The 24157-nt window shown below is 68.4% G+C and carries 21 protein-coding genes; 10 read left to right on the forward strand and 11 right to left on the reverse strand.

What is annotated here, in order from left to right:
• Nucleotides 1–43 precede the first annotated feature (43 nt).
• Nucleotides 44–2686, forward strand: coding sequence for an NACHT domain-containing protein (locus SK803_RS28145; protein ID WP_319969130.1), 2643 nt, complete (start codon nt 44–46; stop codon nt 2684–2686).
• Between the two features lie 45 nt (nt 2687–2731).
• Nucleotides 2732–3064: a hypothetical protein gene (locus SK803_RS28150; protein ID WP_319969131.1), complete on the forward strand. Its 333-nt coding sequence runs from the start codon at nt 2732–2734 to the stop codon at nt 3062–3064.
• On the opposite strand, the gene SK803_RS28155 is transcribed toward SK803_RS28150, so the two are convergent.
• Nucleotides 3061–3891, reverse strand: coding sequence for an SWIM zinc finger family protein (locus SK803_RS28155; protein WP_319969132.1), 831 nt, complete (start codon nt 3889–3891; stop codon nt 3061–3063). The two genes, SK803_RS28150 and SK803_RS28155, sit on opposite strands and share 4 nt — an antisense overlap.
• The gene (locus tag SK803_RS28160) at nt 3884–6859 is read right to left on the reverse strand and encodes a DEAD/DEAH box helicase (RefSeq protein ID WP_319969133.1); all 2976 of its coding nucleotides are present in this window, start codon (nt 6857–6859) and stop codon (nt 3884–3886) included. Before SK803_RS28160 ends, SK803_RS28155 begins: the two co-directional genes overlap by 8 nt.
• Before the next feature lie 30 nt (nt 6860–6889).
• On the opposite strand from SK803_RS28160, the gene SK803_RS28165 reads away from it, so the two are divergent.
• Nucleotides 6890–8356, forward strand: coding sequence for an aromatic amino acid ammonia-lyase (locus tag SK803_RS28165; protein ID WP_319969134.1), 1467 nt, complete (start codon nt 6890–6892; stop codon nt 8354–8356).
• Between the two features lie 93 nt (nt 8357–8449).
• Nucleotides 8450–9409, forward strand: a complete 960-nt coding sequence (locus SK803_RS28170) for a zinc-binding dehydrogenase (protein WP_319969135.1) — start codon at nt 8450–8452, stop codon at nt 9407–9409.
• Between the two features lie 449 nt (nt 9410–9858).
• Here SK803_RS28170 and SK803_RS28175 read toward each other — a convergent pair whose 3' ends face one another.
• Together SK803_RS28175 and SK803_RS28180 are read right to left on the reverse strand one after the other, a co-directional pair.
• Entirely contained in the window at nt 9859–10143 is a 285-nt protein-coding gene (locus tag SK803_RS28175; RefSeq protein WP_319969136.1) for a MoaD/ThiS family protein, read from the reverse strand.
• 55 nt (nt 10144–10198) lie between these two features.
• Nucleotides 10199–11278, reverse strand: coding sequence for a WD40/YVTN/BNR-like repeat-containing protein (locus SK803_RS28180; protein ID WP_319969137.1), 1080 nt, complete (start codon nt 11276–11278; stop codon nt 10199–10201).
• Between the two features lie 142 nt (nt 11279–11420).
• Here SK803_RS28180 and SK803_RS28185 point away from each other — a divergent pair, with 142 nt between their 5' ends.
• Both SK803_RS28185 and SK803_RS28190 read left to right on the forward strand, forming a co-directional pair.
• Nucleotides 11421–13109 (forward strand): acyl-CoA dehydrogenase, encoded by a 1689-nt coding sequence (locus SK803_RS28185; RefSeq protein ID WP_319969138.1) that lies wholly within the window; start codon nt 11421–11423, stop codon nt 13107–13109.
• A gap of 117 nt (nt 13110–13226) precedes the next feature.
• Nucleotides 13227–15239, forward strand: a complete 2013-nt coding sequence (locus SK803_RS28190) for an NPCBM/NEW2 domain-containing protein (RefSeq protein ID WP_319969139.1) — start codon at nt 13227–13229, stop codon at nt 15237–15239.
• On the opposite strand, the gene SK803_RS28195 is transcribed toward SK803_RS28190, so the two are convergent.
• Nucleotides 15236–15871 carry a TetR/AcrR family transcriptional regulator C-terminal domain-containing protein gene (locus SK803_RS28195; RefSeq protein WP_319969140.1) on the reverse strand — a complete coding sequence of 212 codons (636 nt, stop codon included), beginning with the start codon at nt 15869–15871 and terminating at the stop codon, nt 15236–15238. The genes SK803_RS28190 and SK803_RS28195 overlap by 4 nt on opposite strands.
• 68 nt (nt 15872–15939) lie before the next feature.
• Between SK803_RS28195 and SK803_RS28200 the strand changes: the two genes are divergently transcribed.
• Complete coding sequence (locus SK803_RS28200) at nt 15940–16392, forward strand: ester cyclase (RefSeq protein WP_319969141.1); 453 nt, start codon at nt 15940–15942, stop codon at nt 16390–16392.
• Here SK803_RS28200 and SK803_RS28205 read toward each other — a convergent pair.
• The 5 genes from SK803_RS28205 to SK803_RS28225 form a co-directional block, all read right to left on the reverse strand.
• Nucleotides 16386–17288: an asparaginase gene (locus SK803_RS28205; RefSeq protein ID WP_319969142.1), complete on the reverse strand. Its 903-nt coding sequence runs from the start codon at nt 17286–17288 to the stop codon at nt 16386–16388. The two genes, SK803_RS28200 and SK803_RS28205, sit on opposite strands and share 7 nt — an antisense overlap.
• Nucleotides 17200–18036, reverse strand: a complete 837-nt coding sequence (locus SK803_RS28210) for an amino acid ABC transporter permease (RefSeq protein WP_319969143.1) — start codon at nt 18034–18036, stop codon at nt 17200–17202. The genes SK803_RS28205 and SK803_RS28210 overlap by 89 nt, the downstream gene beginning before the upstream one ends.
• On the reverse strand, nt 18036–18650 hold the full coding sequence (locus SK803_RS28215) for an amino acid ABC transporter permease (protein WP_319969144.1): 615 nt from the start codon (nt 18648–18650) through the stop codon (nt 18036–18038). The genes SK803_RS28210 and SK803_RS28215 overlap by 1 nt, the downstream gene beginning before the upstream one ends.
• Nucleotides 18647–19525 (reverse strand): glutamate ABC transporter substrate-binding protein, encoded by an 879-nt coding sequence (locus SK803_RS28220; protein ID WP_319969145.1) that lies wholly within the window; start codon nt 19523–19525, stop codon nt 18647–18649. Before SK803_RS28220 ends, SK803_RS28215 begins: the two co-directional genes overlap by 4 nt.
• Nucleotides 19526–19631: 106 nt before the next feature.
• A complete protein-coding gene (locus SK803_RS28225; RefSeq protein ID WP_045310925.1) occupies nt 19632–19838 on the reverse strand; it encodes a cold-shock protein in 207 nt (68 codons plus the stop codon).
• A gap of 206 nt (nt 19839–20044) precedes the next feature.
• Here SK803_RS28225 and SK803_RS28230 point away from each other — a divergent pair, with 206 nt between their 5' ends.
• Both SK803_RS28230 and SK803_RS28235 read left to right on the forward strand, forming a co-directional pair.
• Nucleotides 20045–20296 carry a hypothetical protein gene (locus SK803_RS28230; protein ID WP_319969146.1) on the forward strand — a complete coding sequence of 84 codons (252 nt, stop codon included), beginning with the start codon at nt 20045–20047 and terminating at the stop codon, nt 20294–20296.
• A gap of 73 nt (nt 20297–20369) precedes the next feature.
• Nucleotides 20370–21074, forward strand: a complete 705-nt coding sequence (locus tag SK803_RS28235; protein ID WP_319969147.1) for a hypothetical protein — start codon at nt 20370–20372, stop codon at nt 21072–21074.
• A gap of 10 nt (nt 21075–21084) precedes the next feature.
• On the opposite strand, the gene SK803_RS28240 is transcribed toward SK803_RS28235, so the two are convergent.
• Complete coding sequence (locus SK803_RS28240; RefSeq protein ID WP_406601592.1) at nt 21085–22188, reverse strand: sugar ABC transporter substrate-binding protein; 1104 nt, start codon at nt 22186–22188, stop codon at nt 21085–21087.
• Nucleotides 22189–22416: 228 nt separating this feature from the next.
• Here SK803_RS28240 and SK803_RS28245 point away from each other — a divergent pair, with 228 nt between their 5' ends.
• The gene (locus SK803_RS28245; protein ID WP_319969153.1) at nt 22417–24123 is read left to right on the forward strand and encodes a S8 family serine peptidase; all 1707 of its coding nucleotides are present in this window, start codon (nt 22417–22419) and stop codon (nt 24121–24123) included.
• Nucleotides 24124–24157: the final 34 nt, after the last annotated feature.

Consider the following 24157-nt stretch of genomic DNA (forward strand, 5'->3'; position numbering starts at 1 on the left):
TGTGTGCGGTCCCGTTTCGGCCGCAGCCAGCTAACGTGCTCTGGTGCCGAGTTCGCTGAGCTACGCCGACGCTGTCACGTCACTGATCAACTTTCTCCGCGCACCAGCGAACTCCGACGGCCGCGCGCTGCTCGCGCTCGTCGGGGAACGGGCGGGGCAGCTGGGCAGGAGCGATCGAACCCGGTGCCGCGAGGCCGCACAAACCGTGGTGGTCGTGCTGGCGTTCGCCGAGGCGCTCAACGACGACAGCGTGGTCGACCGCATCGCGACCGCGCCGCTGCCACGGCTGTCGACCACCATGTCCTTCGAGGAGAACCGTCAGCTCCTGACCTCGCTGTACGAAGACCTGAGCCGTGGCACGGGCGCACCCCTCTCGTCCGTGACCGCAGCCGTGGCCAGGCACGCCACGTTGCTGAAACAACTGACCGGGGCCTTCCCCGAGCTGGAACGGTTGCGGGGCACGCCGACGCCCGCGGACCACGCATTGGCTCGGCTCACCGGGCTGTTCGGCGACGGCGAGCCGGCCGACGCCAGGGCGTCCGGACTCCACCGGCTCAACGCTTCCGCGCTGACCCTGCCGGTGATCCACGGCGACGCCGTCCCCGCCGGCGTACAGGTGCCGACACTCGAGGAAACCTATGTCGTGCCGGAATTCCAGGTCACCACCATGGATCCGTGGTCGGCTCCGGCCGAGCCGTCGTGGTGGCAGGACGTCCCTCAGCGCTCGGACCTCGACGGGTTGCTGGCGGGCTGGCTCACGTCGTCGGCGGGCACTGAGCGGCCGTTGCTGGTGCTCGGTGAGCCGGGTTCCGGCAAGTCGCTGCTCACGATGGTGGTCGCGGCCCGCCTTCCCGCAGACGAGTTCTTCACAGTCCGGGTGCCGTTGCGGGACGCGTCCGCGTCCGCCGACGTCCAGGACCAGATCGAGCAGGGATTGCAGATCGCCCTGGGCGAGCAGTTGACGTGGGCCGAGGTCAGCAGAGGAAGGGGGCGCGCCCTGCCGGTCCTGTTGCTGGACGGGTTCGACGACATGGTCGCCGCGAGCGGCGTCAGGCAAACCGACTACCTGCACCGGATCACCCGGTTCCAGCAACACGAGCAGGACCTGGGGCGGCCGGTGTGCGTGCTGGTCACGAGCCGGTTGACCACCGCGGCGAACCTGCACATCCCCCAGGGCTGTGTGGTGGTCCGGCTGCTCCCGTTCACCACCGGGCAGATCAGCCAGTGGGTGCACACGTGGAACGCGGCCAACCCCGGCCACGTCGCGCTGCCGCTGGACGACCTGCTGAGGTACTCGGACATGGCCGAGCAACCGCTGCTGCTGCTGCTCCTGATGCTGCACCACCTGGCAGGCCGCTCGATCGCGGAGACCGGCAGCAGAGGTCAGCTGTACGAGCAGCTGTTGTCCGGGATGTCCCGCGGGCCGGACAGCGAGTACGAGCTCGACAAGCTCGGGGTCACGGCGTTCGCGATGTTCAACCGCGGCCGGCAATGGATCACCCGGGACGAGTTGGACCACGACCTGTCCACACTGCTGGGCTATGAATCGCCGCCCAACGCCAACGCGCTCACGCCCGGCGAGACAACGCTCGGCAGCTTCTTCTTCGTGCAGGAATCCCGCGTCACGCGGGACATGCGATCGTCCACCTTCGAGTTCCTCTTCACGTCGTTCGCCGAGTACCTCCTGGCACGCCTCGTCTGGAACACCCTCGAAACCCTGCAGAGAGAGCTCGAAGCTCGCGCGCGGCGCAGAATGCACGTCGATGATTCAGAACTCCGCGCGCTGCTCTCCTTCTCGCCGCTGGCCCGATCGCGACCCGTCATCGGATTTCTGAGGGAGATGGCCAATGCCAGCGGGCACCGCGATCAGCTCGGCGAACTGCTGCGGGGGATCTTCGTCACGGCCGACAGCTACCGGGTCGCGCTGTCGTACGAACCGGTGCGCTTGTCCATGCCCAGACGACACGCGGTGTACGAGCTGAACCTCCTCACCCTGGCGGCGGTGATCTGCGACAGGGTCAACCTGGCGGCGTACGGGATCACCGACTGGCGCAGGACGATGGCGTTCTGGGAGTCACAAGTGTCCGAAATGGACTGGGTTGCGGTCGTCTCGCAGCTCGGCGTCGAGGACCACGACCAACTTGTCCTCGACAGCGGGACGCCGTTGCCCTCGTTGCTGCAGAGCGAGGGTCCCGTCGCACCGCCGGAACCCGAGCCGGAACCCGAACCGAGCGGCGTGTTCATCAGCTATCGGCGAGCGGACTCGGGTTTCGCCGTCCGCAGCATCGCCGACCGGCTCAAAGACCACTTCGGCGACGACAACGTCTTCATCGACGTCGACTCGATCGAACCCGGAGTCGACTTCGTCGACGAGCTCTCGGCGGCGCTGCGCAAGTGCGAGGTGCTGCTCGCGGTGATCGGCAACAGCTGGCTGTCCGCCCACGGGCAGCGTCTGCACGAGGACGACGACCAGGTGCGGATCGAGATCGAGACCGCGTTGCGGCGGGGCATCAGGGTGATTCCCCTGCTCCTCGAAGGCACGGAGATGCCGAGGGCGATCCAGCTGCCGGACGCCTTGCGCAAGCTCGCTTCCCGCAACGCCGTGCAGGTCCGCTACGACACGCTGCGGCAGGACATGAGCCACCTCGTCGAGGCGTTGGAGAAGGTCATGCGGCTGCCGCAGTGATCACCCACCCGGCGATCCAGTCGGGACCCGGTGTCACCATGGGGCATGACTGAGCACCGCCACACCGTCCTGGAAGGCACCCGGATCCGCCGCACCACCAACCCGGACGCCGGTCAGGTCGAGGCGGCCGTCCTCACCCTGGCGCGCGAAAGTTCCGTGGTCCTGTCCGAGTACCACGACGACAACACCTACATCCAGGTGTGGCAACGTCCGGACGGCCTGTACCAGCTGGAACACCGGGCGGGCTCGCCCCTCGAACACTTCCGGACGATCACGGTGTCCGCGGACAAGGTCCACGCGGCCTTCACCGCCTGGCTGCACGAAGAGGACGACTGGACCGGCGCGTTCACCTGGAAGACGATCAGCGAGCTGTTCTAGTCCGCAGCGGGTTTCAGCGACAGGTAGGCCGGCCGCAGCAGGTCGACGAGGTTCGCCGAGCGCACGGTGATCGGCACGGCGTCCAGCTGGTCGAGCACCGCGTCGGCGCGCACCACCGCGGTGGGGTCGCCGAGGTTGAGGTTCGACGTGGTTTGCCGCTGCCAGAACGTGTCCAGGCACTTCGTCAGCGGCGGCGCCTCCTCGCGGGCCGCTGCCGAGCGGGTGGTGCCGCGCAGCGTGCGGAGGCGTTCGAGGAGGTCCTCACGGCCGCGGCCGCGCCAGGCGAGGATCTCGAACGGGTCGTTGTCGAACGACTCGGCCAGCAGGTAGCAGGTGGCGGCGAGGTGCTTGCACGGGACTTCCCAGTCCGGGCAGGTGCAGTCCATCGTCAGTTCGCGCTGCGTGGCGGGAAAGAGCTGAAGTCCCAGCGACGCGAACAGCGTCTCGATGTCCGGAGGCATCTCTCCGGCCAGCAACTTGGCCGCGTACAGGGCTTTTCCGGCCAGGGCCTGCTCGATGCGCTGCCATTCCTGGGTGGTGAACGACTTGATCGCGATGCGTGTCTTGTACGGGGTCGGGCGCGAACCCTGCACCAGCGCGATGACCATGCTGGTGGACAGGGAAAGCGACAACACCTGGCCCTGCCGCGCGTAGTTGCGGCCGCGGGTCAGCCGGCCGCCCATGCCGAACGACTCGAGCACCTCGATGAAGCGGCGCGACCACCAGGTGACGCCGATGTCACCGCGCTTGCTCGTGGCCTTGATGCCGTTGTCCACCTTGATGGTCTTGCCGTAGCGCGGGCGTTCGCCGGACCAGTGCTCACTCACCGATGGCCTCCCCGGACAGCGTCAGCAGGTCGCGCAGCTGGGAGGTGGACAGCTCGGTGAGCCAGTTCTCGCCCGCTCCCACCACCAGCTGGGCCAGCGCGCGCTTCTCCTCGATCATGGCGTCGATGCGTTCTTCGAGGGTGCCGATGCAGACGAACTTGCGCACCTGCACGTTGCGGCGCTGGCCGATGCGGAACGCGCGGTCGGTCGCCTGGTCCTCCACCGCGGGGTTCCACCAGCGGTCCAGGTGGATCACGTGGTTGGCTGCGGTGAGGTTGAGGCCGGTGCCGCCTGCCTTCAGGGACAACAGGAAGAGCGACGGCCCCGAGCTGTCCTGGAAGCGTTCGACCATGCGGTCACGGGCGGCCTTGTTCGTGCCGCCGTGCAGGAACATCACCTCGGTGTCGAAGCGCGCTGCCAGATACGGCACGAGCATGCTGCCGAACGCGGTGAACTGCGTGAAGCACAACGCCTTGTCGCCCTCGGCGAGCACTTCCTCCAGCACCTCCTCCAGGCGCGCGAGCTTGCCGGACCGGCCGGCGATCCTGGAACCGTCGCCGAGGAAGTGCGCGGGATGGTTGCAGACCTGCTTGAGCTTCGACATCGTCGCGAGCACCAAACCCTTGCGCCCGATGCCTTCCGCCTCCTCGATCTTCTCCAGCATGTCGTTGACGACCGCCTGGTAGAGCGAGGCCTGCTCGGTGGTGAGGTTGCACAGCTGGCGCATCTCGACCTTGTCCGGCAGGTCGCTGATGATGCGCGGGTCGGTCTTCACCCGGCGCAGCACGAACGGGTTCGTGATCTTGCGCAGGCGGGCGGCGGCGTCCTGGTCGTTGTGGCGCTCGACCGGGACGGCGAAGCGGGCGCGGAACGTGTTGACCGTGCCGAGCACGCCGGGGTTGGCGAAGTCCATGATCGACCACAGCTCGGCCAGCCGGTTCTCGACCGGCGTGCCGGTCAGCGCGACGCGGTGACGTGCCTTGAGCTGACGTACTGCCTGGGACTGGCGGGTCGCGCTGTTCTTGATGTTCTGCGCCTCGTCGAGCACCACCCGGTCCCAGGTGAGGTCGCCAAGCGCGTCGGCGTCGCGGGCGGCCAGGGCGTAGGTCGTGAGCACCAGATCGTGGCTCTCGACTGCCTCGCGCAGCGCGTCGCCGTCCAGGCGGTCCGCGCCGTGATGCACGTGCACCGACAGTTCCGGGGTGAAGCGGGCGGCCTCGCGTTGCCAGTTTCCGACCACCGACATCGGGCAGATCAGCAACGTCGGCGGGCGCTTGCCGTGCGAGCGGTTCAGCGCTTCGAGTGCCAGCAGCTGAACGGTCTTGCCGAGCCCCATGTCGTCCGCGAGGCACGCCCCCAGGCCGATCTTGTCGAGGAAAGCGAGCCACGCCAGGCCGCGCTGCTGGTACGGACGCAGCCGCGCGAGGAAGTTCGCCGGTGGCTCGACGGGTTCGATCTGCTCGTCGGCCTTGCCGGACAACAGGTCACCGAGCCAGCCGTCGGCCTCGACCGAGATCAGCGGGAGCGGCAGGCTTTCGTCCTCCTCGGTGAATCCACTGTGGAGCATGACCTCGGCCGCGGTCATCTGACCGCCGCCGCGCTTGAGAAACGCGAGCCCGGCGGCGAGCCGCTTCTGGTCGACCTGCACCCACTGGCCGCGCACCTTCACCAGCGGCACCTTCGCCCTGGCCAACTCGGCGAGCTCGGCGTCGGTGAGCGCGTCCTCGCCGAGGGCGAGCTCCCACTTGTAGTCCACAATGGACTTCAAGCCGATCTCGCTCTCCTTGGCGACGGTTCCGGCCGTGCCGCGGCTCTTCGTGCTGAGTTTCAGACCCAGTTTCGTCGTCTGCTGCCACCACGACGGCAGCAGCACGCCGAAGCCGGCCTGCGCCAGCACCGGTGCCGCGGTCAGGAACCGGTACGCGCCCTCCGCGTCGACCTCCATCTCGGCCGGGTGCGACCCGCGCAGCGCCTCGTCGAGGTCGGGGTGCAGCCTGCTCGCCCGCCCCAGGTCGGCCAGCAGGTGCTCCTGCGGTGCCGGGATCCAGCGCCGCAGCACACCGTCGTCGGCGAACCACACCTGCGCGGCGGGCACCAGCACGCTCGGCTCGTCGACGGCCTGCAGCAGGAACTCGATCGCCCACTCGTCCTCGTCGCGCTGCTCGGGCGAGCGCAACCGGAAGCACGTGCGCACCGGGCTCTCGTTGCCCGCGCTCTGCCGCCACCGGTCGAGCTGTTCGCGCAGCTCGTAGAGCTCCACCGGGTCCGCGTCGAACGCCGGCTCGCCGGTGAGCGCGGCGAGCCACGCCTCCGCGGTCGTCTCCCGGCCACGTCGCTTCGGCGCGAGCCCCGTGCCGTCGAGCCGGTCCCGGACCTGCTCGTCGACCGCGGTCGTGAGCGCCGCGCGGACCAGTTCGGCCGGGTCGCTGACGATCTCCTCGCACCGGCAGGCGGGCGGCATCGCGGCCTGCAACGCCGCGAACCGCGCCGAGTCCGTGCCCGACAGCACCGGCACCCACCGCGCGACGGCCTGGTCAGCCGCGACCGACGGCAGCACACGACCGCGGTCGACGAGGTCGGCGGCGAACCCTGCCACGTCGAACACGAACCGCGCGGAGTCACTCAGCCGCACCTCCGCGGCGGGTTCCGGCCTGGCGGTGAACCGGATCGTGGGCACGCCCCACTGCCGCAGCTGCACCTTGCCGCGTTGCGCCCGTCCCGTTGCCAACGGGTCGCGCACCAGTTCCGGCGAGGCCATCGGCCCTGATGAGAAGGACGGCAGCAGCAACGCCCTGGTGATCGTCTTGGGTGCTTCCTGACCGAGCGCGGCGGCCAGCGACTCGGCCGTCGCCGCGAACGGGTGCGGTGCGTCCCGTCGAGCGCTCTCACTGCGTGCGGGCAGCACGGAGTCCTCGGCCCACAGCGCGAGGACGCCGTCGGTCGTGCACAGGCCATGCAGTACGAGCACCTTTGAACCCTATGTGCTCACATTGGTGCCATGGTCGAAGACTCCCCTGTCGTGCTGGACGGTCAGTCCCTCGGCGCCGACGACGTGGTGCGCGTGGCGAGATACCACTCCCCAGTGGCTCTGCACGCGGACGGCCTCGCACGCCTCGACGCGTCGTGGCGCGCCAGCCAACGTCTCGTGGTGCGACGACAGGTGTACGGCCGCACGACGGGCGTCGGCGCGAACCGCGACCAGATCATCAGCACTGAAGGCTGGGCCGAGCACGGTCTGCGTCTGCTGCGCAGCCACGCGGGCGGTCTCGGCGGCATGCTCCCCGAGGAACAGGTGCGCGCCATGATGGTGGTGCGCCTCAACCAGCTCCTCGCGGGCGGCGCGGGGGTGCGCCCGGCCGTGGCCGACGCCCTGCTCGCCGCCCTGAACAGCAGCTGCTACCCCGGCGTGCACGAGTACGGCGCGATCGGCACGGGTGACCTCACCGCGCTGGCCGAGACCGGCCTGACGCTGCTCGGCGAGCGCTACTGGCTCGGCTCGACGCAGACCCCGGACCCGATCGAGCTCGACTCTGGCGACGCGCTGGCGTTGATCAGCAGCAACGCCCTCACCATCGGCATGGCGGGCCTCGCCTGGCAGGACGCGCACCAGCTGCTCAAGGCCACCCACGTCGTCGCGGCGCTGTCGTTCCTGGCCGTCGACGGCGCGGTCGAGGCCTACGACGAACGCGTCCACCTCGGCCGCCCCCACCCCGGCCAGGTAGCGGTCGCCGCCGAGATGCGCCGCCTGCTGGCCGAGCCGTCCCGCCCGCCGGCCCGCATCCAGGACCCGTTCGGCTACCGCTGCTTCCCGCAGATCCACGGCCCGGCCGTGGACGCCGCCACCGACCTCGGCCGAGTCCTCGACGTCGAGTTCAACGCGGCCGCCGAGAACCCGCTGATCGTCGCCGACCAGTTCGGCCCGGACGACGACGCCGCCTACCACCACGGCGCCTTCCACAGCGCGTACCTGGGCCAGGCCCTCGACCGCCTGCGGTTGTCGATGCTGCACACCGGCCACCTGTCGACGGCGCGCCTCACCACGCTGGTGGAGCCGAACTTCACCGGCCTGCGCCCGTTCCTGGCCGAGGGCGTGCCCGGCAGCTCGGGCGTGATGATCCTCGAGTACAGCGCCAACTCCGCGCTGGCCGAGGTCCGCACGCTCGCCGAACCCGCGAGCATCGGCAACGCCGTGGTGTCGCGCGGCCAGGAGGAGAACTCGAGCTTCGCCTTCCAGTCCGCCTCCCAGGCCCTGCGGTCGCTCAGCGCGTTCCGCCTGGTGCTGGCCTGCGAGGTGGTCGCCGCCGTCCGCGCCCTGCGCCTGCGCGGCGTCACCCCGGAAACGCCGGCCCTGCGCGCAGCCTTCGAGACCGCCGAGTCGAAGCTGAACCCGGAGATGTCCGACCGCCAGCTAAGCCCGGACGTGGAGGTGGCGTCCGCGCTTCTAGACGACTTCGCCACTTTTTAGGGCCATTGCGCGAAATCCCGGCCTTGATCTCCACCTTACTTGAGCTTCTACGGTGAGTGTGACCAAGTTGATCGAGGTGGGGATGTGGTTGTGGTGCGTGCTGTCCGTGTGCACGAGTTCGGTGGGCCCGAGGCACTTCGCCTGGACGAGGTGCCCGAACCGGTGGCAGGCCCTGGACAGGTGGTGGTCGGCCTGACGGTCGCAGACGTGATCCTGCTGGACACGCTGCTGCGCCGCGGCTGGGGAGGCGAGTTCTTCCCGCGCCACCCGCCCTACGTCCCAGGCGGAGGCGGCGCCGGACACGTGCTGTCAGTAGGCGAAGGCGTGGACCCGGCCTGGCTGGGCCGCCACGTCGTCGGCCGCGGCCAGTCCGGCTACGCCGAGCAGGTCGTCTTCGCGGCCGACGAGATCGTCGAGGTCCCGGAAGGCCTGAGCTCGATCGAGGCAACGGCCATGCTGCACGACGGCGCCACCGCGGTACTCCTCTCCCGTCGCACGAAGATCGCCGAAGGCGACTGGGTCCTGGTGGCGGCAGCCGCGGGCGGCGCAGGTTCACTGCTGGTGCAACTGATGCGCGACGCCGGCGCCCGAGTAGTCGCCGCGGCCCGCGGCGAACGCAAGCTGGCACTGGCCCGCGAACTGGGCGCGGAACTGACCGTCGACTACTCACTCGACGGCTGGCAGGACCGGGTCCGCGACGCGACGGGCGGCGTCGCCGTGGCCTTCGACGGCGCGGGAGGACCACTCGGCAAGGCCGTGTTCGAGACCGTCGCCACCGGCGGCACCTTCATCACCTACGGCAGCTCGGACGGTTTCGCCGACATCGACCCCGACGTGGCAGCCGCAGCCGGGGTGCACGTGGACAACGTGCTGGCGGCAGGAGCCCCCGCCCCGGCGACCGTGCGCGAAGTCCTCACGGAGGCGCTCACCCTCACCGCCGCCGGCCGCATCCGCCCGGTGATCAGCGCGACGTATCCGCTGGCGGAGGCCGAAAAGGCGCACCGGTCGCTCGAAGAACGGGCTACGCTCGGCAAGTCGCTGCTGCTCGTCTAGCCGGGAGTTTCACCCGATCGAGGCGTCCTGAAACAGCGTTACCAATCCCTCGCATAACGAGGAAGCGCGCGGGCCGGCGAACCGAAGAAGCACCGCCGACTTCCAGGGCTGACGACTGCCGGGTTGCGCCGCCATCCCCGGTACGGCGCAACCCGGCTCAACCGTCAGCCGCCGGCCACCCGGCACGACCCGGCTCAGCCCAGCCCGACCCGGCACGACTCAGCCCGGCACGACCCAGCCGGACCCGGCGCGGCTCAGCCCGCCCCGCCCTGGCCCAGCCCGACCCGGCCCAGCCCGACCCGGCCCAGCCCGACCCGGCACGACCCAGCCCGACCCGGCACGACCCAGCCCGACCCGGCACGACCCAGCCCGACCCGGCACGACCCAGCCCGACACGACCCGGCTCAGCCCGCCCCGGCACGACCCAGCGCAACCCGGCTCGGCTCAAGTCAGCCGCCCGCCACCGACGGCAGGATCTGGATCTCGGCGCCGGCCGGGAGCGGGGTGGCCGGCCCCGACAGCCGGCGGCACTCCTCGCCGTTGACGTAGAAGTTCACGTAGCGGCGCAAGGTGGCGCGTTCGTCGCGCAGCCGGCGGTCGAGCCCGGGGTAGGTGTCGGCGAGCACGTCCAGAGCACCGCCGAGGGTGGCGGGCTCGGGGACGTCGACGTCCACGTGGGACGCGCCGTCGGTCGCGGCGCGGAGGACGCCAGGGATCAGGACCGTCACCTTCATGCCGGCACCTCCGCCGGCGCGGTGCGCAAGGCTCCGGGGAGCAGGACCGTCACCTTCACGTGGGGAGCACCGCCGCTCGCACCGACATCACGTCCGGCAGGTGGGCGGCCACCTGGTGCCAGGTGTCGCCCTCGTCCGGGCTCGCGTAGACCTCGCCCGAGCGGGAGCCGAAGTAGACGCCGGGGACGGGGGCGTCGTCGGTGCACATCGCGTCGCGCATCACGGCGGTCCAGAAGTCGTCGGGCAGGCCGGTGCCGAGGGCTTCCCACGACTGGCCGGCGTCGCGCGAGCGGTAGACGCGGCACTTGCCTTCCGGTGGGAAGCGGCGGCCGTCGGCCTCGATCGGGAACGTGAAGATCGTGTCCGGGTCGCCGGGGTGCACGACCATCGCGAAGCCGAAGTCCGTGGGCAGGCCTTCCGCGATGGACTGCCAGGAGTCGCCGCCGTCGTCGCTGCGGTACACGCCGTGGTGGTTCTGGGCGTAGAAGCGGGAGGGCGAGGCCGGGTGCTGGGCGACCTTGTGCACGCATTGGCCGAATTCCGGCCACGGGTCCGGGAAGAAGTAGGCCTTGATGCCCTTGTTGCGGGCCTCCCAGGACTTGCCGCCGTCGGCTGTGCGGTAGACGCCGCCGGTCGACATCGCGACGAGCAGGCGGTCGGGGTCCACCGGGTCGGGCACGATCGTGTGGACCGCCTGGCCGCCGAAGCCCGCTTCCCACTCCGGGCGGTGCGGGTGGTTCCAGAGGCCCTCGACGAACTCGAACGAGCGGCCGCCGTCGGAGGACTTGAACAGCGCGGACGGCTGGGTGCCCGCCCACACGACTCCCGGCTGGGACGCGGGGGCCGGTTGGAGTTGCCACACGCGTTCCAGCGCGGCGCCGTCGACCGGGAACGCGATCGGCGGCGAGGAGGACTCCTCCCAGGTGGCCCCGAGGTCGTCCGAGATGGACACTCCGGGGCCGAAGTGCGGTGACGCCACGCCGGCCAGCAAACGCACGCCGGAGCGGGTGTCGAAGGCGACCGCGTACACCTCCTGCATCGCGTGGTGCGGTCCGTCGACCTGCCAGTTCACCCGATCCTCGCTGCGGGCGAGCCACAGCCCCTTGCGCGTCCCGATCGCCACGACCACCGTCATCGCAACACAGCCTCCCAAGCGCCGAATGTGATGCGGAGCACGTTACGCCGGGGGTCTGACAATTTCCGGCCGCCGGAGAATCCCCACGTAGACCGACAAGTTACTCACTGGTAGCGTCCGAACGGAGACGAAGGAGGCGCCAGTGCTGCTCGACCCGAACCACTACGACCCCGCCCACCTCGACGACGAGACCCGCCGCCTGCTCAGGGCGACCGTCGACTGGTTCGAGGCCCGCGGCAAGCGGCAGCTGATCGCCGACGCGCAGGACAAGGTCTGGTACACCGAGTTCCTGGACTTCGTGAAGCAGGAGAAGCTCTTCGCCACCTTCTGCACGCCGGCGAGCGTCGACGGCACCAAGCGCTGGGACGCCGCCCGCAACGCCGCGTTCAGCGAGGTGCTCGGCTTCTACGGCCTGCAGTACTGGTACGCCTGGCAGGTCACGGTGCTCGGCCTCGGCCCCATCTGGATGAGCGGCAACGAGGAGGCCAAGCAGAAGGCGGCGGCACTGCTCGACAGCGGCGCGGTCTTCGCGTTCGGCCTCTCCGAGAAGGAGCACGGCGCCGACGTCTACAGCACCGACATGATCCTCACGAAGACCGACGACGGCTACCGGGCGAACGGCAGCAAGTACTACATCGGCAACGGCAACGTCGCCGGCATGGTCAGCGTGTTCGGCAAGCTCGCCGACTCCGACGAGTACGTCTTCTTCGCCGTCGACAGCCAGCACGAGAACTTCAAGCTGGTCAAGAACGTCGTCGACAGCCAGATGTTCGTCAGCGAGTTCCGCCTCGACGACTACCCGCTGACCGAGAAGGACGTCCTGCACCGCGGCCCCGACGCCTTCTCCGCCGCGCTGAACACCGTCAACGTCGGCAAGTTCAACCTCTGCACGGCCAGCATCGGCATCTGCGAGCACTCCTTCTACGAGGCGATCACCCACGCCCACAACCGGATCCTCTACGGCAACCCGGTCACCGACTTCCCGCACGTGCGCCAGAACTTCGTCGACGCCTACGCGCGCCTCACCGCGATGAAGCTCTTCGCGGACCGCAGCGTCGACTACTTCCGCAGCGCCAACGAGAACGACCGCCGCTACCTCCTCTTCAACCCCATCACCAAGATGAAGGTCACGAGCGAGGGCGAGAACGTCATCGACCTGCTCTGGGACGTCATCGCCGCCAAGGGGTTCGAGAAGGACACCTACTTCACCCGCGCCACCGCCGACATCCGCGCGCTGCCCAAGCTCGAAGGCACCGTGCACGTGAACCTGGCCCTGGTGCTGAAGTTCATGCCGAACTACCTGTTCAACCCCAAGGCCTACGACGAGGTCCCGACCCGCCACGACGCGACGGACGACGACTTCTTCTGGCACCAGGGCCCGGCGCGCGGCCTCGGCAAGATCCAGTTCCACGACTGGGAGCCGATCTACACCGAGCACGCCCACCTGCCCAACGTGGCGCTGTTCCACGAACAGGCGAACGCCATCAAGACCCTGCTCGCCACCGCCGCTCCCGACGAGAACCAGCAGAAGGACCTCGACTTCCTGCTGAACCTCGGCCACCTCTTCACCCTGGTCGTCTACGGCCAGCTGGTGCTGGAGCAGGCCAAGATCACCAAGACCGACGAGAGCGTGCTCGACCAGATCTTCGACGTCCTGGTCCGCGACTTCGCCGGCTACGCGACCGCCCTGCACGGCAAGCCGAGCAGCACCGAGGCCCAGCAGCAGTGGGCGCTCTCGCAGATCCGCAAGCCCAACGTCGACCAGGCTCGCTTCGACGCCGTGTGGCAGCAGGTCGTGGCGCTCTCCGGTCAGTACGAGATGCGCCCGTAACGCACCCAATCGGGACGCAAGGGGGCAAAGCGACGAGCTTTGCCCCCTTGACGTACGTGTTCCACAAACGTTTACATGAGACGCCGCCGCACTCCACAGCCAAGGGAGCGCGTGCACGTGGACCACCGCAGATGGCGTACAGCAGCAGTAGCCGTCCTCATCGCCGCCGGCACCCTCATATCGCCTGCCCAAGCCCAAACCGCGCGCAAAGACGACGGCCTCGCCCTCACGCCGCCGATGGGCTTCAACAACTGGAACACCACGCACTGCCGCAACGACTTCAACGAAGAGATGGTCAAGGGCATCGCCGACATCTTCGTGAACAAGGGCCTGAAGGACGCCGGCTACGAGTACGTCAACATCGACGACTGCTGGGCCCTCCCGCAACGCGACGCACAGGGCGACCTCGTCCCCCACCCGGTCCGCTTCCCCAACGGCATCAAGGCCGTCGCCGACTACGTGCACGGCAAGGGCCTCAAGTTCGGCATCTACACCTCAGCGGGAACCAAGACCTGCAACAAGGACGGCGGCTTCCCCGGCGGCCTGAACCACGAGGAACAGGACGCGAAGCTGTTCGCGAGCTGGGGCGTCGACTACCTCAAGTACGACAACTGCAACAACCAGGGCGTGGACGCGAAACTCCGCTACACCAAGATGCGCGACGCCCTCCACGCCACCGGCCGCAAGATCGTGTTCAGCCTCTGCGAGTGGGGCCAGAACAAGCCGTGGGAGTGGGCGAAGGACGTCGGCCACCTGTGGCGCACCACCGGCGACATCAGCGACAACTGGAACTCCATGGTGTCGATCGCCAAGCGCAACATGGAGCTCGCCGACTTCGCGGGCCCCGGCCACTGGAACGACCCGGACATGCTGGAGGTCGGCAACGGCGGCATGACGGACCTCGAGTACCGCAGCCACTTCAGCCTCTGGTCGATCATGGCCGCACCGCTGCTGATCGGCGCGGACCTGCGCAAGGTCACGCCGGAGACGTTCGAGATCCTGGAGAACCGCGAGGTCATCGCCGTCAACCAGGACAAGCTCGGCGTGCAGGGCAAGGTCATCCGCAACCAGGGCGGCAACCACGTCCTGGTCAAGCCGCTGAGCAACGGCGACAAGGCGGTGCTGCTGTTCAACGAGAACGACAGCGCTGCCAACATGTCCGTGACAGCAACGGAACTCGGCCTCACCAAAGCAGGCGGCTACCAGGTCCGCGACCTGTGGGCCAAGACCACCACGCACACCGCCGGTTCGATCAGCGCGGCACTCCCGCCGCACGGAAGCGCCATGTTCCGCGTCAGCGCGGCCCAGAACTGGTACCTCTACCCGCCCGCCATCACCACGGCCGCGGACGGCCAGGTCCTCTACCCCGGCGCGCTGCCGATCGTGCAGCCAGGCAGGTCCGTCACCTACACGACGTCGGTGAGCAACACCGGCCGCCTGCCGATCGCCCTGGTCCAGGCCACCCTCCAGGTCCCCCAGGGCTGGACCGCGAAGGCGACGTCGAGCAGTTTCAAGGCGATCCTGCCGGGCGAGAAGACGTTCAAGACAACCTGGCAGGTGACGGTCCCTCAAGACGCGGCCTCAGGCCGGTTCCCGGTCAAGGCGAGCTTCACCTTCCACAGCCCGCACGAGAACAACCCGGTGACCAGGCAGTACTCCACCGAGGCACTGGTACCCGGCGCGGCACCGAAGGGCGACCTGTTCGTCAGCGACCTGAAGTGGCTGCGCAGCGCCAACGGCCACGGCCCGGTCGAGGTGGACACCACCAACGGCGAGGCCAAACAGGGTGACGGCGGCCCGATCACCATCCGCGGCAAGGTGTTCACGAAGGGCCTCGGCACGCACGCCCCCGCGCACGTCGAGTACTACACCGGCGGCAGCTGCTCGAAGGTGACCGCGACCATCGGCATCCAGGACAACAAGGTGAACCCGCTGAGCCTCGTGAGCTACGAGGTGTGGGCCGACGACAGGAAGGTCTACGACAGCGGACCGGTCAGCGGCACGGACGCCGCGAAGTCGTTGGAGGCCAACGTCTCCGGCGCGACCGTCACGCGCCTGGTCGTGCTGGACGGCGGCAACGGCAAGTCCTACGACCACGCGAACTGGGGTGACCTGAAGATCACCTGCTAGTCCGGCGACTGGTAGCGCTCCAGAGCCGCGATCATGAGTTCGAGCCCGAATTCGAACTCATGATCGTGGTCGTAGGTACCCAGTTCGTCGATCACCTCCGCGGACAACGGAAACGCCGACGTGTCAATGTCCTCGTACGGCGACAACGCGATCCCGCCGAGCTCCGGCGAGGTCGCGACCTCCCTCATCAACGTGCCCAGCAGGTAGGACACCATCGCCCGCATCATCCCGACGGCGATCTTGCCCCGGAAGCCGGCTTTGTCGAAGTTCGTCAGCGCGGCCTCGATCGTCCGGAACCCCGCCTCGGTGCTCAGCCGCCGCGTCGCCAGCATCACGAACGCCCGCGGGTGTTGCAGCGCCAGCTCCCGCACGGCGCGCGCGTGGGCCCGGATGTGGTCGCGCCAGTCGTCGCTGTCGACGTGGTGCGGCCGCGCCTCCGCCATGATCCGCTCGGCGGCGAGGTCGACCAGCACGGCCTTGTTCGGCACGTGGTTGTACAGCGACATCGTGCCGGCGCCCAGTTCGGAGGCCAGGCGCCTCATCGAGACGGCCTCCACGCCCTCACGTTCGATCAACCGCACGGCCGCATCCACGATGCGCGCGCGGGTCAGCGGTTCACGTGAGGAGGACACTGGCGGAGACCATACGACGTGGAGTAGCTTCCCTGCGACGTACGGCGTACGTAGGAGGGTCGGCCGGCATGACCGAGTCCAAGGCGCTCAGAGCGCTGCGCGAGGCGATCGTCCTGGAGCACATGGAATGCCAGAACGACTTCGACTTCGACACGTCTCTGAACGCGTTTCCGCACCCGCGGTACGAGATCATGGCGTCCGGCCAGGTGCTCGACGGCGTGGACGAGGTGCGCGCGTACTGGCAACGCACCATGGCGACGTTCCCGGACCAGCGCAACAAGGTCATCGACGTCCACCACGCCGATGACGCGGTGGTCGTCGAGTTCGAACTGTCGGGAACGCACCTGGGCAGCCTCCTCGGTGAGGAACCGACGAACAAGTCCTTCAAGGTCCGGATGGTGGGTTTCTTCCTGTTCGAGAAGGACGTCCTGGTCTGCGAACGGGTGTACGGCGACAGCGCGACCGTCATGAGCCAGCTCGGACTGCTCGCCGCCCCCGACGAGTACACCGGGCCCTACTGAAAGACCACCCGCACCTCGCCGACGACCTGACCGCCCCCGAGCACCGGCACCGACAGGTGTTCCTTGGCGGGTGACACGTCGTAGCCGAGCTGCGCCAGCGCCGTCAGCCCGATCGCCGTCGTGGCGCGGGGATTGCCGTCGAGCACCTTCACCGCCACCGCGTGCCCGGCCGCCGTCGCCAGCACGAGCACACCCTCGGCGCCGCCCTTGGCGACCACACCCGGCAGCAGCTGCATCACCACGGTGTTCACGTGCCCGGTTCCACCGACGTACTCGGGAAACTTGCGCATGGCATCGGCAACGGGCGTGCGCACCAGGCCTTGCATCGCACGCGCCAAGCCGTGCAACGTCAACCCGAACACGGGCGCACCGCAACCGTCGATCGCGGTATGCGCGACGGACTCGCCGGACAGGTCCTCCACCGTCCGCAACACCAGCTGCTGCAACGGATGTGTTGGCTCCAGATAGGTCTGGGTGGGCCACCGGGCGGCCACGCACGCCGCCAGCATCGCCGCGTGCTTGCCGGAACAGTTCATCCGCACCCGAGACGGCTCCGTCACCCGCTGCCGCGTCGCTTCGTCCTCCGGCCAGGACGGCGGGCAGCGCAGCAACCCCACCGGCAACCCGCCGAGCAGCTGCATCACCAGCTCGACGTGCCGGTTCTCCCCCGTGTGCGACCCGGCCGCGATCGCCAGCGCGGGCCCCGCGAGCGGCGCCCCGGCGGACAGGCACGCCAGCGCCTGGAACGGCTTCATGCACGATCGAGGCAGCACCGGATCCGTCACGGCCCCAACGGAAACCCCGGCCTCACCGGACGGCAGCAGCCCGACGACGCTGCCGTGGTGCAGGCTCTCCACGAATCCGTTCCGCGTGACCTCGGCGAGCAGTGCGGGCACGGGAAACCTCCAGGCGGTGCGCCAGCCTGGACAACGCCAGGTTGACCACCAGGTAGATGAACGCCACGACGATGAAGGTCTGGATCAGCAGACCGTTGTAGTTCGCGAGCACCCGCCCGTTGAACAACAACTCCGTGTAGGACACGACATACCCCAGCGAGGTGTCCTTCAACAGACTGACAGCTTGGGTCACCAGCAACGGCGTCATGTGCCGTACGGCCTGTGGCAGCACCACGAACCGCGTCACCACACCGTCCGCCATGCCCAGCGACAACCCGGCCTCGCGCTGCCCCCGATCGACGGACTCCACGCCCGCCCGGAAGATCACCGCGTAGGACGCCGCGTGCGACAACGCCAGCGGCACCACGAGCTTCCAGAACAGCGGCAGGTTCACACCGAACGACGGCAGCACGAACAACATCACGTACACCAGCAGCAGCACCGGGACCGTGCGCATGACCTCGGCATAGGCGCGGGTGAACCGGTTGGGCCGCAACGCGAGCAGCAACCCTCCCGCCATCGCCAGCACCCCCGTCGCGAACGCCGCCACCACCGTCGACCACAGGCCCCCGAGCAGATAACGCCACACGGGCCAGGTCAGATACGGCTGCCACCGAACCGGGTCGAGCTGCCCGTTCGCCGCGAACTGCCGCAACCCCAACGCGACCAGCCCGGCGAGCACCAGCGCGGACACCACCGAGACCCAGAACACCCCGCGCCGGAAACGCGGTCCAGGAGCGTCGAACATCAGGCCAGCCGCCGTTCCAGCACCCGCGCGCCGAACCCGATCCCGGCCGCCAGCACCAGGTAGCAGAGCCCGGCACCGGTGAAGACCAGCAACGGCTGGGCGAGCTCCAGGTTGATCCGTTGCGCCGCACGGGTCATGTCCACCACCCCGACGACACCCGCCAGCGCCGTCGCCATCGTCAACGCGATCGCGATGTTCGCCAACGGCTGCACGACCCGGCGTCCGGCCTGAGGAAGGATCACGTGCCGCAACGACTGCCGGAACGACAGCCCCAACGCCCGTGCGGCCTCGCCCTGCCCCGAAGCCACCGAATTCACGCCAGACCGCAGCGCTTCCGCCACGAAAGCGGCCTCGTACAGTGCGATCGCCGTGAACGCCGTCCAGAACAACGGCATCTTCAGCCCCACCTCGGGCAGGCCGAACACGAACAGCACCAGCCAGGCCAGCAACGGGATGTTCCGCCACACCTCGACGTAGACCGTGCCGACCCCGCGCAGCAACGGCACCGGCACGATCCGCAGCACCGCGACCAGCAGACCGACGATCACCGCACCGGCGAACGACAGCAGGGTCAGGGCGATGGTGTTCAGAAAGCCTTCGAGGACCAGGCTCATGAGGCGATCGCGGGTGGCGCCGGCGCGTCGCCGGTGACCACGGTGCCGATCGTCTGCTTCCAGACGTCCTGCCACACCCCCGACTTGCCGATCTCCCGCAGCCAGTCGTTGACGACCTTCGTGAACTCCGCGTCACCGTGCTTGATGCCGATGCCGTACGGGTCCTCGGTGAACGGCTCACCGACCAGCTGGAGCTCGCTGTCCTTCGACGCGTCGGCGACCAGGATCGCCTGGTCCTGCACGTAAGCCTCGCCGCGGCCCTGTTTCAACGCGGTCAGGCACTCGGGGTCCGAGCCGAACTCGACGATCTTCGCGGTGGGGGCGGCATCGCGCACCGCCTTCACCCCGGGGGTGTTCGCGCCGACGATCACCGTCTTTCCCGCCAGGTCAGCGGGTTTCGCGATGCCCGACGTGCCCTTGCGCACGGCGATGGCCTGGCCGGACTCGTAGTACGGGCCGGCGAACGAGACGCGCTCCGCCCGTTGCGGGGTGATCGTGTAGGTCTGGATGATCACGTCGACGGTTCCGTTGGCCAGCAACGGTTCGCGGGTCTCCGAAGTAGCGCTGAGCACCTCGGTGTCGGCCTTGCCCACGAGGTAGTGCGCCAGCAGTTTGCCCAGGTAGGCGTCGAAGCCGGTGAGCTCGCCGGTGACCGGGTCGAGCTGCGAGAGCAGTGGCGCGTCCTGGGAGCCGCCGATGAGCAGCCTGCCGCGCTTCTTGATGCGGTCCACCGCCGAGCCAGGTGTCACCTGACCTGTGTAAACGGGCGCTTTGGCGAGCAGGGCGTCGATCTTGCTCCCGCCCGGCACCGCGGACCCACCGCCCGAACATCCGGCCACGAAGAGCAACACCGCTGCTACGAACAGTCTCCCCATGCCCCGAAGTTACTGATCGCGTTCGAGCGGGCACAAGATACGACAAAGCCGCTTGTCCAATAGTGGACAGGCGGCTTGTCAGATCAGATGCGCTGATCAGTCAGACTCAGACGGCGCGAACGCCCTGGGCCTGCGGGCCCTTCTGGCCCTGACCGATCTCGAACTCGACCCGCTGGTTCTCCTCGAGCGACTTGTAGCCGTTCGCCTGGATCTCCGAGTAGTGGACGAACACGTCGGCGCCACCGTTGTCGGGGGAGATGAAGCCGAAGCCCTTCTCCGCGTTGAACCACTTGACGGTGCCCTGTACTGCCATCTTGCTACTTCTCCTCTAACAGGTGCCGGATCGCGCTCGCGACCACCGGGTCAAGTCACCAGCGGCACCTTCTCCGGAACCTGGAGAAAACACTCACTCGCGACCTCGTTCCGCGAGCGGGGTAATCCACGAACACGAAACGTACGACCTTGGACAGTGAACCATGACCTCCCGCCCCCAGTCGAGCACTCGATCTCGCTGCTACCGTGAGATTCCAAACGACCCCCGCGGAGGTCTTCGTGCCGGAGCAGCCCACGTTGTCGATCACGGCCGCGATCGCGCCAGAAGTCGCTGGTGGCCTGCATTCGCTCGCCGAGAAGCACCTGGCGAAGGCCGGGCAGGAGGACCACCGGCGGACCGGCGACGTCATCACGAACACCTTCACCGGCACCTCCTCCGGCACTGTGATCCAGATCGGCAAGGTGCACGGACAGGTCAACGACAACCGGGGCCGGTAACCTGGTGGGTCGTTGACCCAGGGGGCCGTGCTTGACCGGCAGCGAACGACTGCTCTTCTTCTTCGTAGGCTTGGTGACCACGTTCGTGTTCATCCGCATCAGCGTGCGGTTGATCAGGGCGAAGGTGCGCTGGTGGCCGCGCAACATCGTGCACGGCGACACGCACGTGCATCACGTCGTGTTCGGCACGGTGCTGCTGCTGTTGTCCAGCGTCACGAGCCTCGTCATCCCGGACGACCTGCACGGCGCCAGGCTGGCCGCCGCCGCGGGCCTCGGGGTGGGCGCGGCGCTGGTGCTGGACGAGTTCGCGCTGATCCTGCACCTGCGGGACGTGTACTGGATGAAGGCAGGCCGGCTGTCCGTCGACGCCGTGTTCCTCGCGATCGGCCTCACCGGGACGTTCCTGCTCGGCGCGCGCCCGCTCGGCTACGACGAGGTGCTGCAGCTCAACCCGGAGACGACGCCGACCGACACGTTCACGCTCAGGGTGATCGCCATCGGCGTCAACCTGTGCTTCGCGATCGTGGCGCTGCTCAAGGGAAAGATCTGGACGGGTCTGCTCGGCCTGCTCGTGCCGGTGGTGCCCGCGGTGGGCGCCGTGCGGCTGGCCCGGCCTGGTTCGCCGTGGGCGCGCTGGCGCTACAAGGAGGGCTCGCGCAAGCTCACGCGGGCATACCGCAGGGAGGCGCGGCTGCGGCAGCCCATCATCCGCGCCAAGATCGCCGTGCAGGAGTTCATCTCGGGACGTCACGACCTGCCCGATCAAGACAGGCCGTGACGGCGGCTCATCACCCTCCGAGGATGTCCTGCTGCGCACAGGCCGCGGCGAGGTCTCCCGAGCACAGTTCCGCCGGCTTGACGATGCCCTCGGTCACCAGCGTGCGCACGCTTTCCTTCTTGATCAGCGTCGCGCCGAGCAGCACCGACTTGATGTCGCGCCGCGCGACGGGATCCCGCAGGTTGCCGGTGGCGAGGTCATCGGCACCCTCCAGGTCGCCGCGGGCGATCGCGATGGCCAGCCGGGCCGCGGCCTCGGCCTCGTCGCGCACCGGCTTGTAGACGGTGACGCACTGGTCGCCGCGCAGCACGGCCCGCAGACCGTCCACAGTGGCGTCCTGTCCGGTGACCGGGACCTTGCCCGCGAGGTTCTTCTTCTTGAGCACCCCGATGACCGCGCCGGCCAGGCCGTCGTTGGCCGCGACCACGCCGTCGACCTTGCCCGCGTTCTCGTTCAGGATCTGCTCGAACAGCTGCCCGCCGAGGTCGTTGTTCCAGTCGGCGACCGCCTGGGACTTCACGAGCTTGAGCGCGCCGCTGTCGTACTTCGACGAGAGCCGTGACTTCTGACCCTGGGTGAACAACGTGGCGTTGTGGTCCGTCGGCGCGCCCTCGATCTCGATGATCTGCGCACCCGGCTTGTCGCCGAGGCACGCGATCAGCCCGTCCGCCTGGAGCTGGCCGACGTTCACGCTGTCGAAACCGACGTGGTACTCCGCCTGACCGCCGAGTGTCACGCGGTCGTAGTCGATGACCGGGATGTTCGCGGCTTTCGCCTTCTTCTGCACCGCGAGACCACCGGCCGCCGACAACGGCGTGATCATCAGGACCTTCACCTTGCGCCGGATCATCTCGTCGGCGATCTGCGCGAACTTCGCCTCGTCGCCCTCCGCGTTCTCCATGAACGGTTCGATGTCCGCGTAGTTGAACGCCTGCGTGAGCAGGGGGCGATCTTGCTCTTCCCAGCGCGTGGAAGTCGTTCGGTCGGGAAGGATTACCCCGACGATTGGTTTGGGTCCACGCGTGGGCAGCGTCGGAGAGCCCTGACCTGCATCACCGCAGGCCGAGAGGAGAAAGAGCAGGCACGCCGACGTTGCCATTACCCGTCTTCGCATAATCGCGAAGTTCATCGCTTGAATGTTGTTAAGTCAAGATTTCTTCCCACCCATTACGCTCCGCTTCCGCTCGGCTACAGTTCGATTCCGTACGAAAGGCGCTGATGCGCAGCGAAATTTCGTGTCAGTGTGTCTGACTTGGGCGGCAATCGGGGGCCGCGCCGTGTTGTTGGATCCAGCCCTGACCGGGTGTGAGGAGACAGCTAGGTGAGAACGCGCAGAACCGTGATGGCGGTGGCGGCAACGGTGTCGCTGATCGCCGCGGGTACTTCGGCGGCGGGGGCCGCACCGGCCTCGGCCGCGGGCCAGCAGGACACCGAGTACACCGTCCTGATCGAGGACCCCGGAAACCGCGACTTCGCGATCGACGCCGTGCACGCGGCGGGCGGCGAGGTCGTGCGGGACAACCAGGCAATCGGTGTGCTGACCGTCAAGGCGCCCGCGAACGGGTTCGTGGAGAAGGTTTCCGCTTCGGACCAGATCGTCGGTGCCGCACGCACCAAGCCGATCGGTCACGCTCCCGTGGCGCAGGCGGAGAAGGCCAAGCGGGAGAACGTCGAGAAGGAGAACAAGGCAGCACAGGCGAACAAGGCGCCCGCGGAGTCGAAGTCGACGGCGGGCATGGACCCGCTCGACGGTGACCTCTGGGGCCTGAACCTCGTTCGCTCCAACATCGCGCGGGCCAAGCAGGCCGGCGACAAGCGCGTGTACGTCGGCGTTCTCGACACCGGCGTGGACGGTTCGCACCCGGACATCGCGCCGAACTTCAACAACGAGCTTTCGCGCAACTTCACCGTCGACATTCCGAACGACTCCGACGGTGGCGTGTTCGACGGCCCGTGTGAGTTCCGCGGTTGCGTCGACCCGGCCAACTGGGACGACGGCGGCCACGGCACGCACGTCGCCGGCACCATCGGCGCCGCTGCCAACGGTTTCGGCATCTCCGGTGTCGCGCCGAACGTGTCGCTGGTGAACATCCGCGGTGGCCAGGACGCCGGCTCGTTCTTCCTGCAGCCGGTCGTGGACGCGCTGACCTACGGCGCCGACATCGGCCTCGACGTGATCAACATGTCGTTCTACGTCGACCCCTGGTACATGAACTGCATCAACGACTCCACGGCGTCGGCCGAGGAGCAGCTGGAGCAGCGCACGATCATCGCGTCCGTGCAGCGCGCGCTGAACTACGCGCACCGCAAGGGCGTCACGCTGATCGGTGCCGGTGGCAACAACCACGAGGACCTGGGCAAGCCGCGGACTGACACCGTCAGCCCGAACTACCCGCCCGGCCACAACCGGCCGCGTCCGATCGACAACGCCACCTGCCTCAACCTGCCGACCGAGGGCAACCACGTCATCTCGGTCTCCTCGCTGGGCCCGTCGACCGCCAAGGCCGACTACTCGAACTACGGCCTCGAGCAGACCGCGATCTCGGCTCCCGGTGGCTACTTCCGCGACGGCCTCGGCACGCCGTGGTACCGCACCAACGAGAACCTGATCCTGTCGACCTACCCGCGCAACGTCGCTCTCGCCGAGGGCGCGATCGACGAGGCCGGCAACATCACCCCCGCCGGCCTGGCCGCGGGCGTGAAGAAGGCCGTGCAGGGCGACAAGGTCGGCTACTACCAGTTCCTGCAGGGCACCTCGATGGCCGCCCCGCACGCCGCTGGTGTCGCCGCGCTGATCGTCAGCCAGTACGGCAAGAAGGACAAGGGTCGTCCCGGCCTGACCCTCGACCCGGACAAGGTCGAGAAGGTCCTCTACAAGACCGCGATCCAGCGCGCGTGCCCGAACCCGCGCACTGTTTCGTACGTCAACGTGGGCCGCTCGCCGGAGTTCGACGCCACCTGTGAAGGTGACTCGAAGTTCAACGGCTTCTACGGTCACGGCATCGTGGACGCCTACGGTGCTGTCACCCGTGGTGGCCAGTTCCTGTAAGTCGTTGTAACGCAACAAAAGGCCCCCGGTGTCT

Source organism: Lentzea miocenica, assembly GCF_033949945.1.
In the GTDB taxonomy this organism is placed as follows: domain Bacteria; phylum Actinomycetota; class Actinomycetes; order Mycobacteriales; family Pseudonocardiaceae; genus Lentzea; species Lentzea miocenica.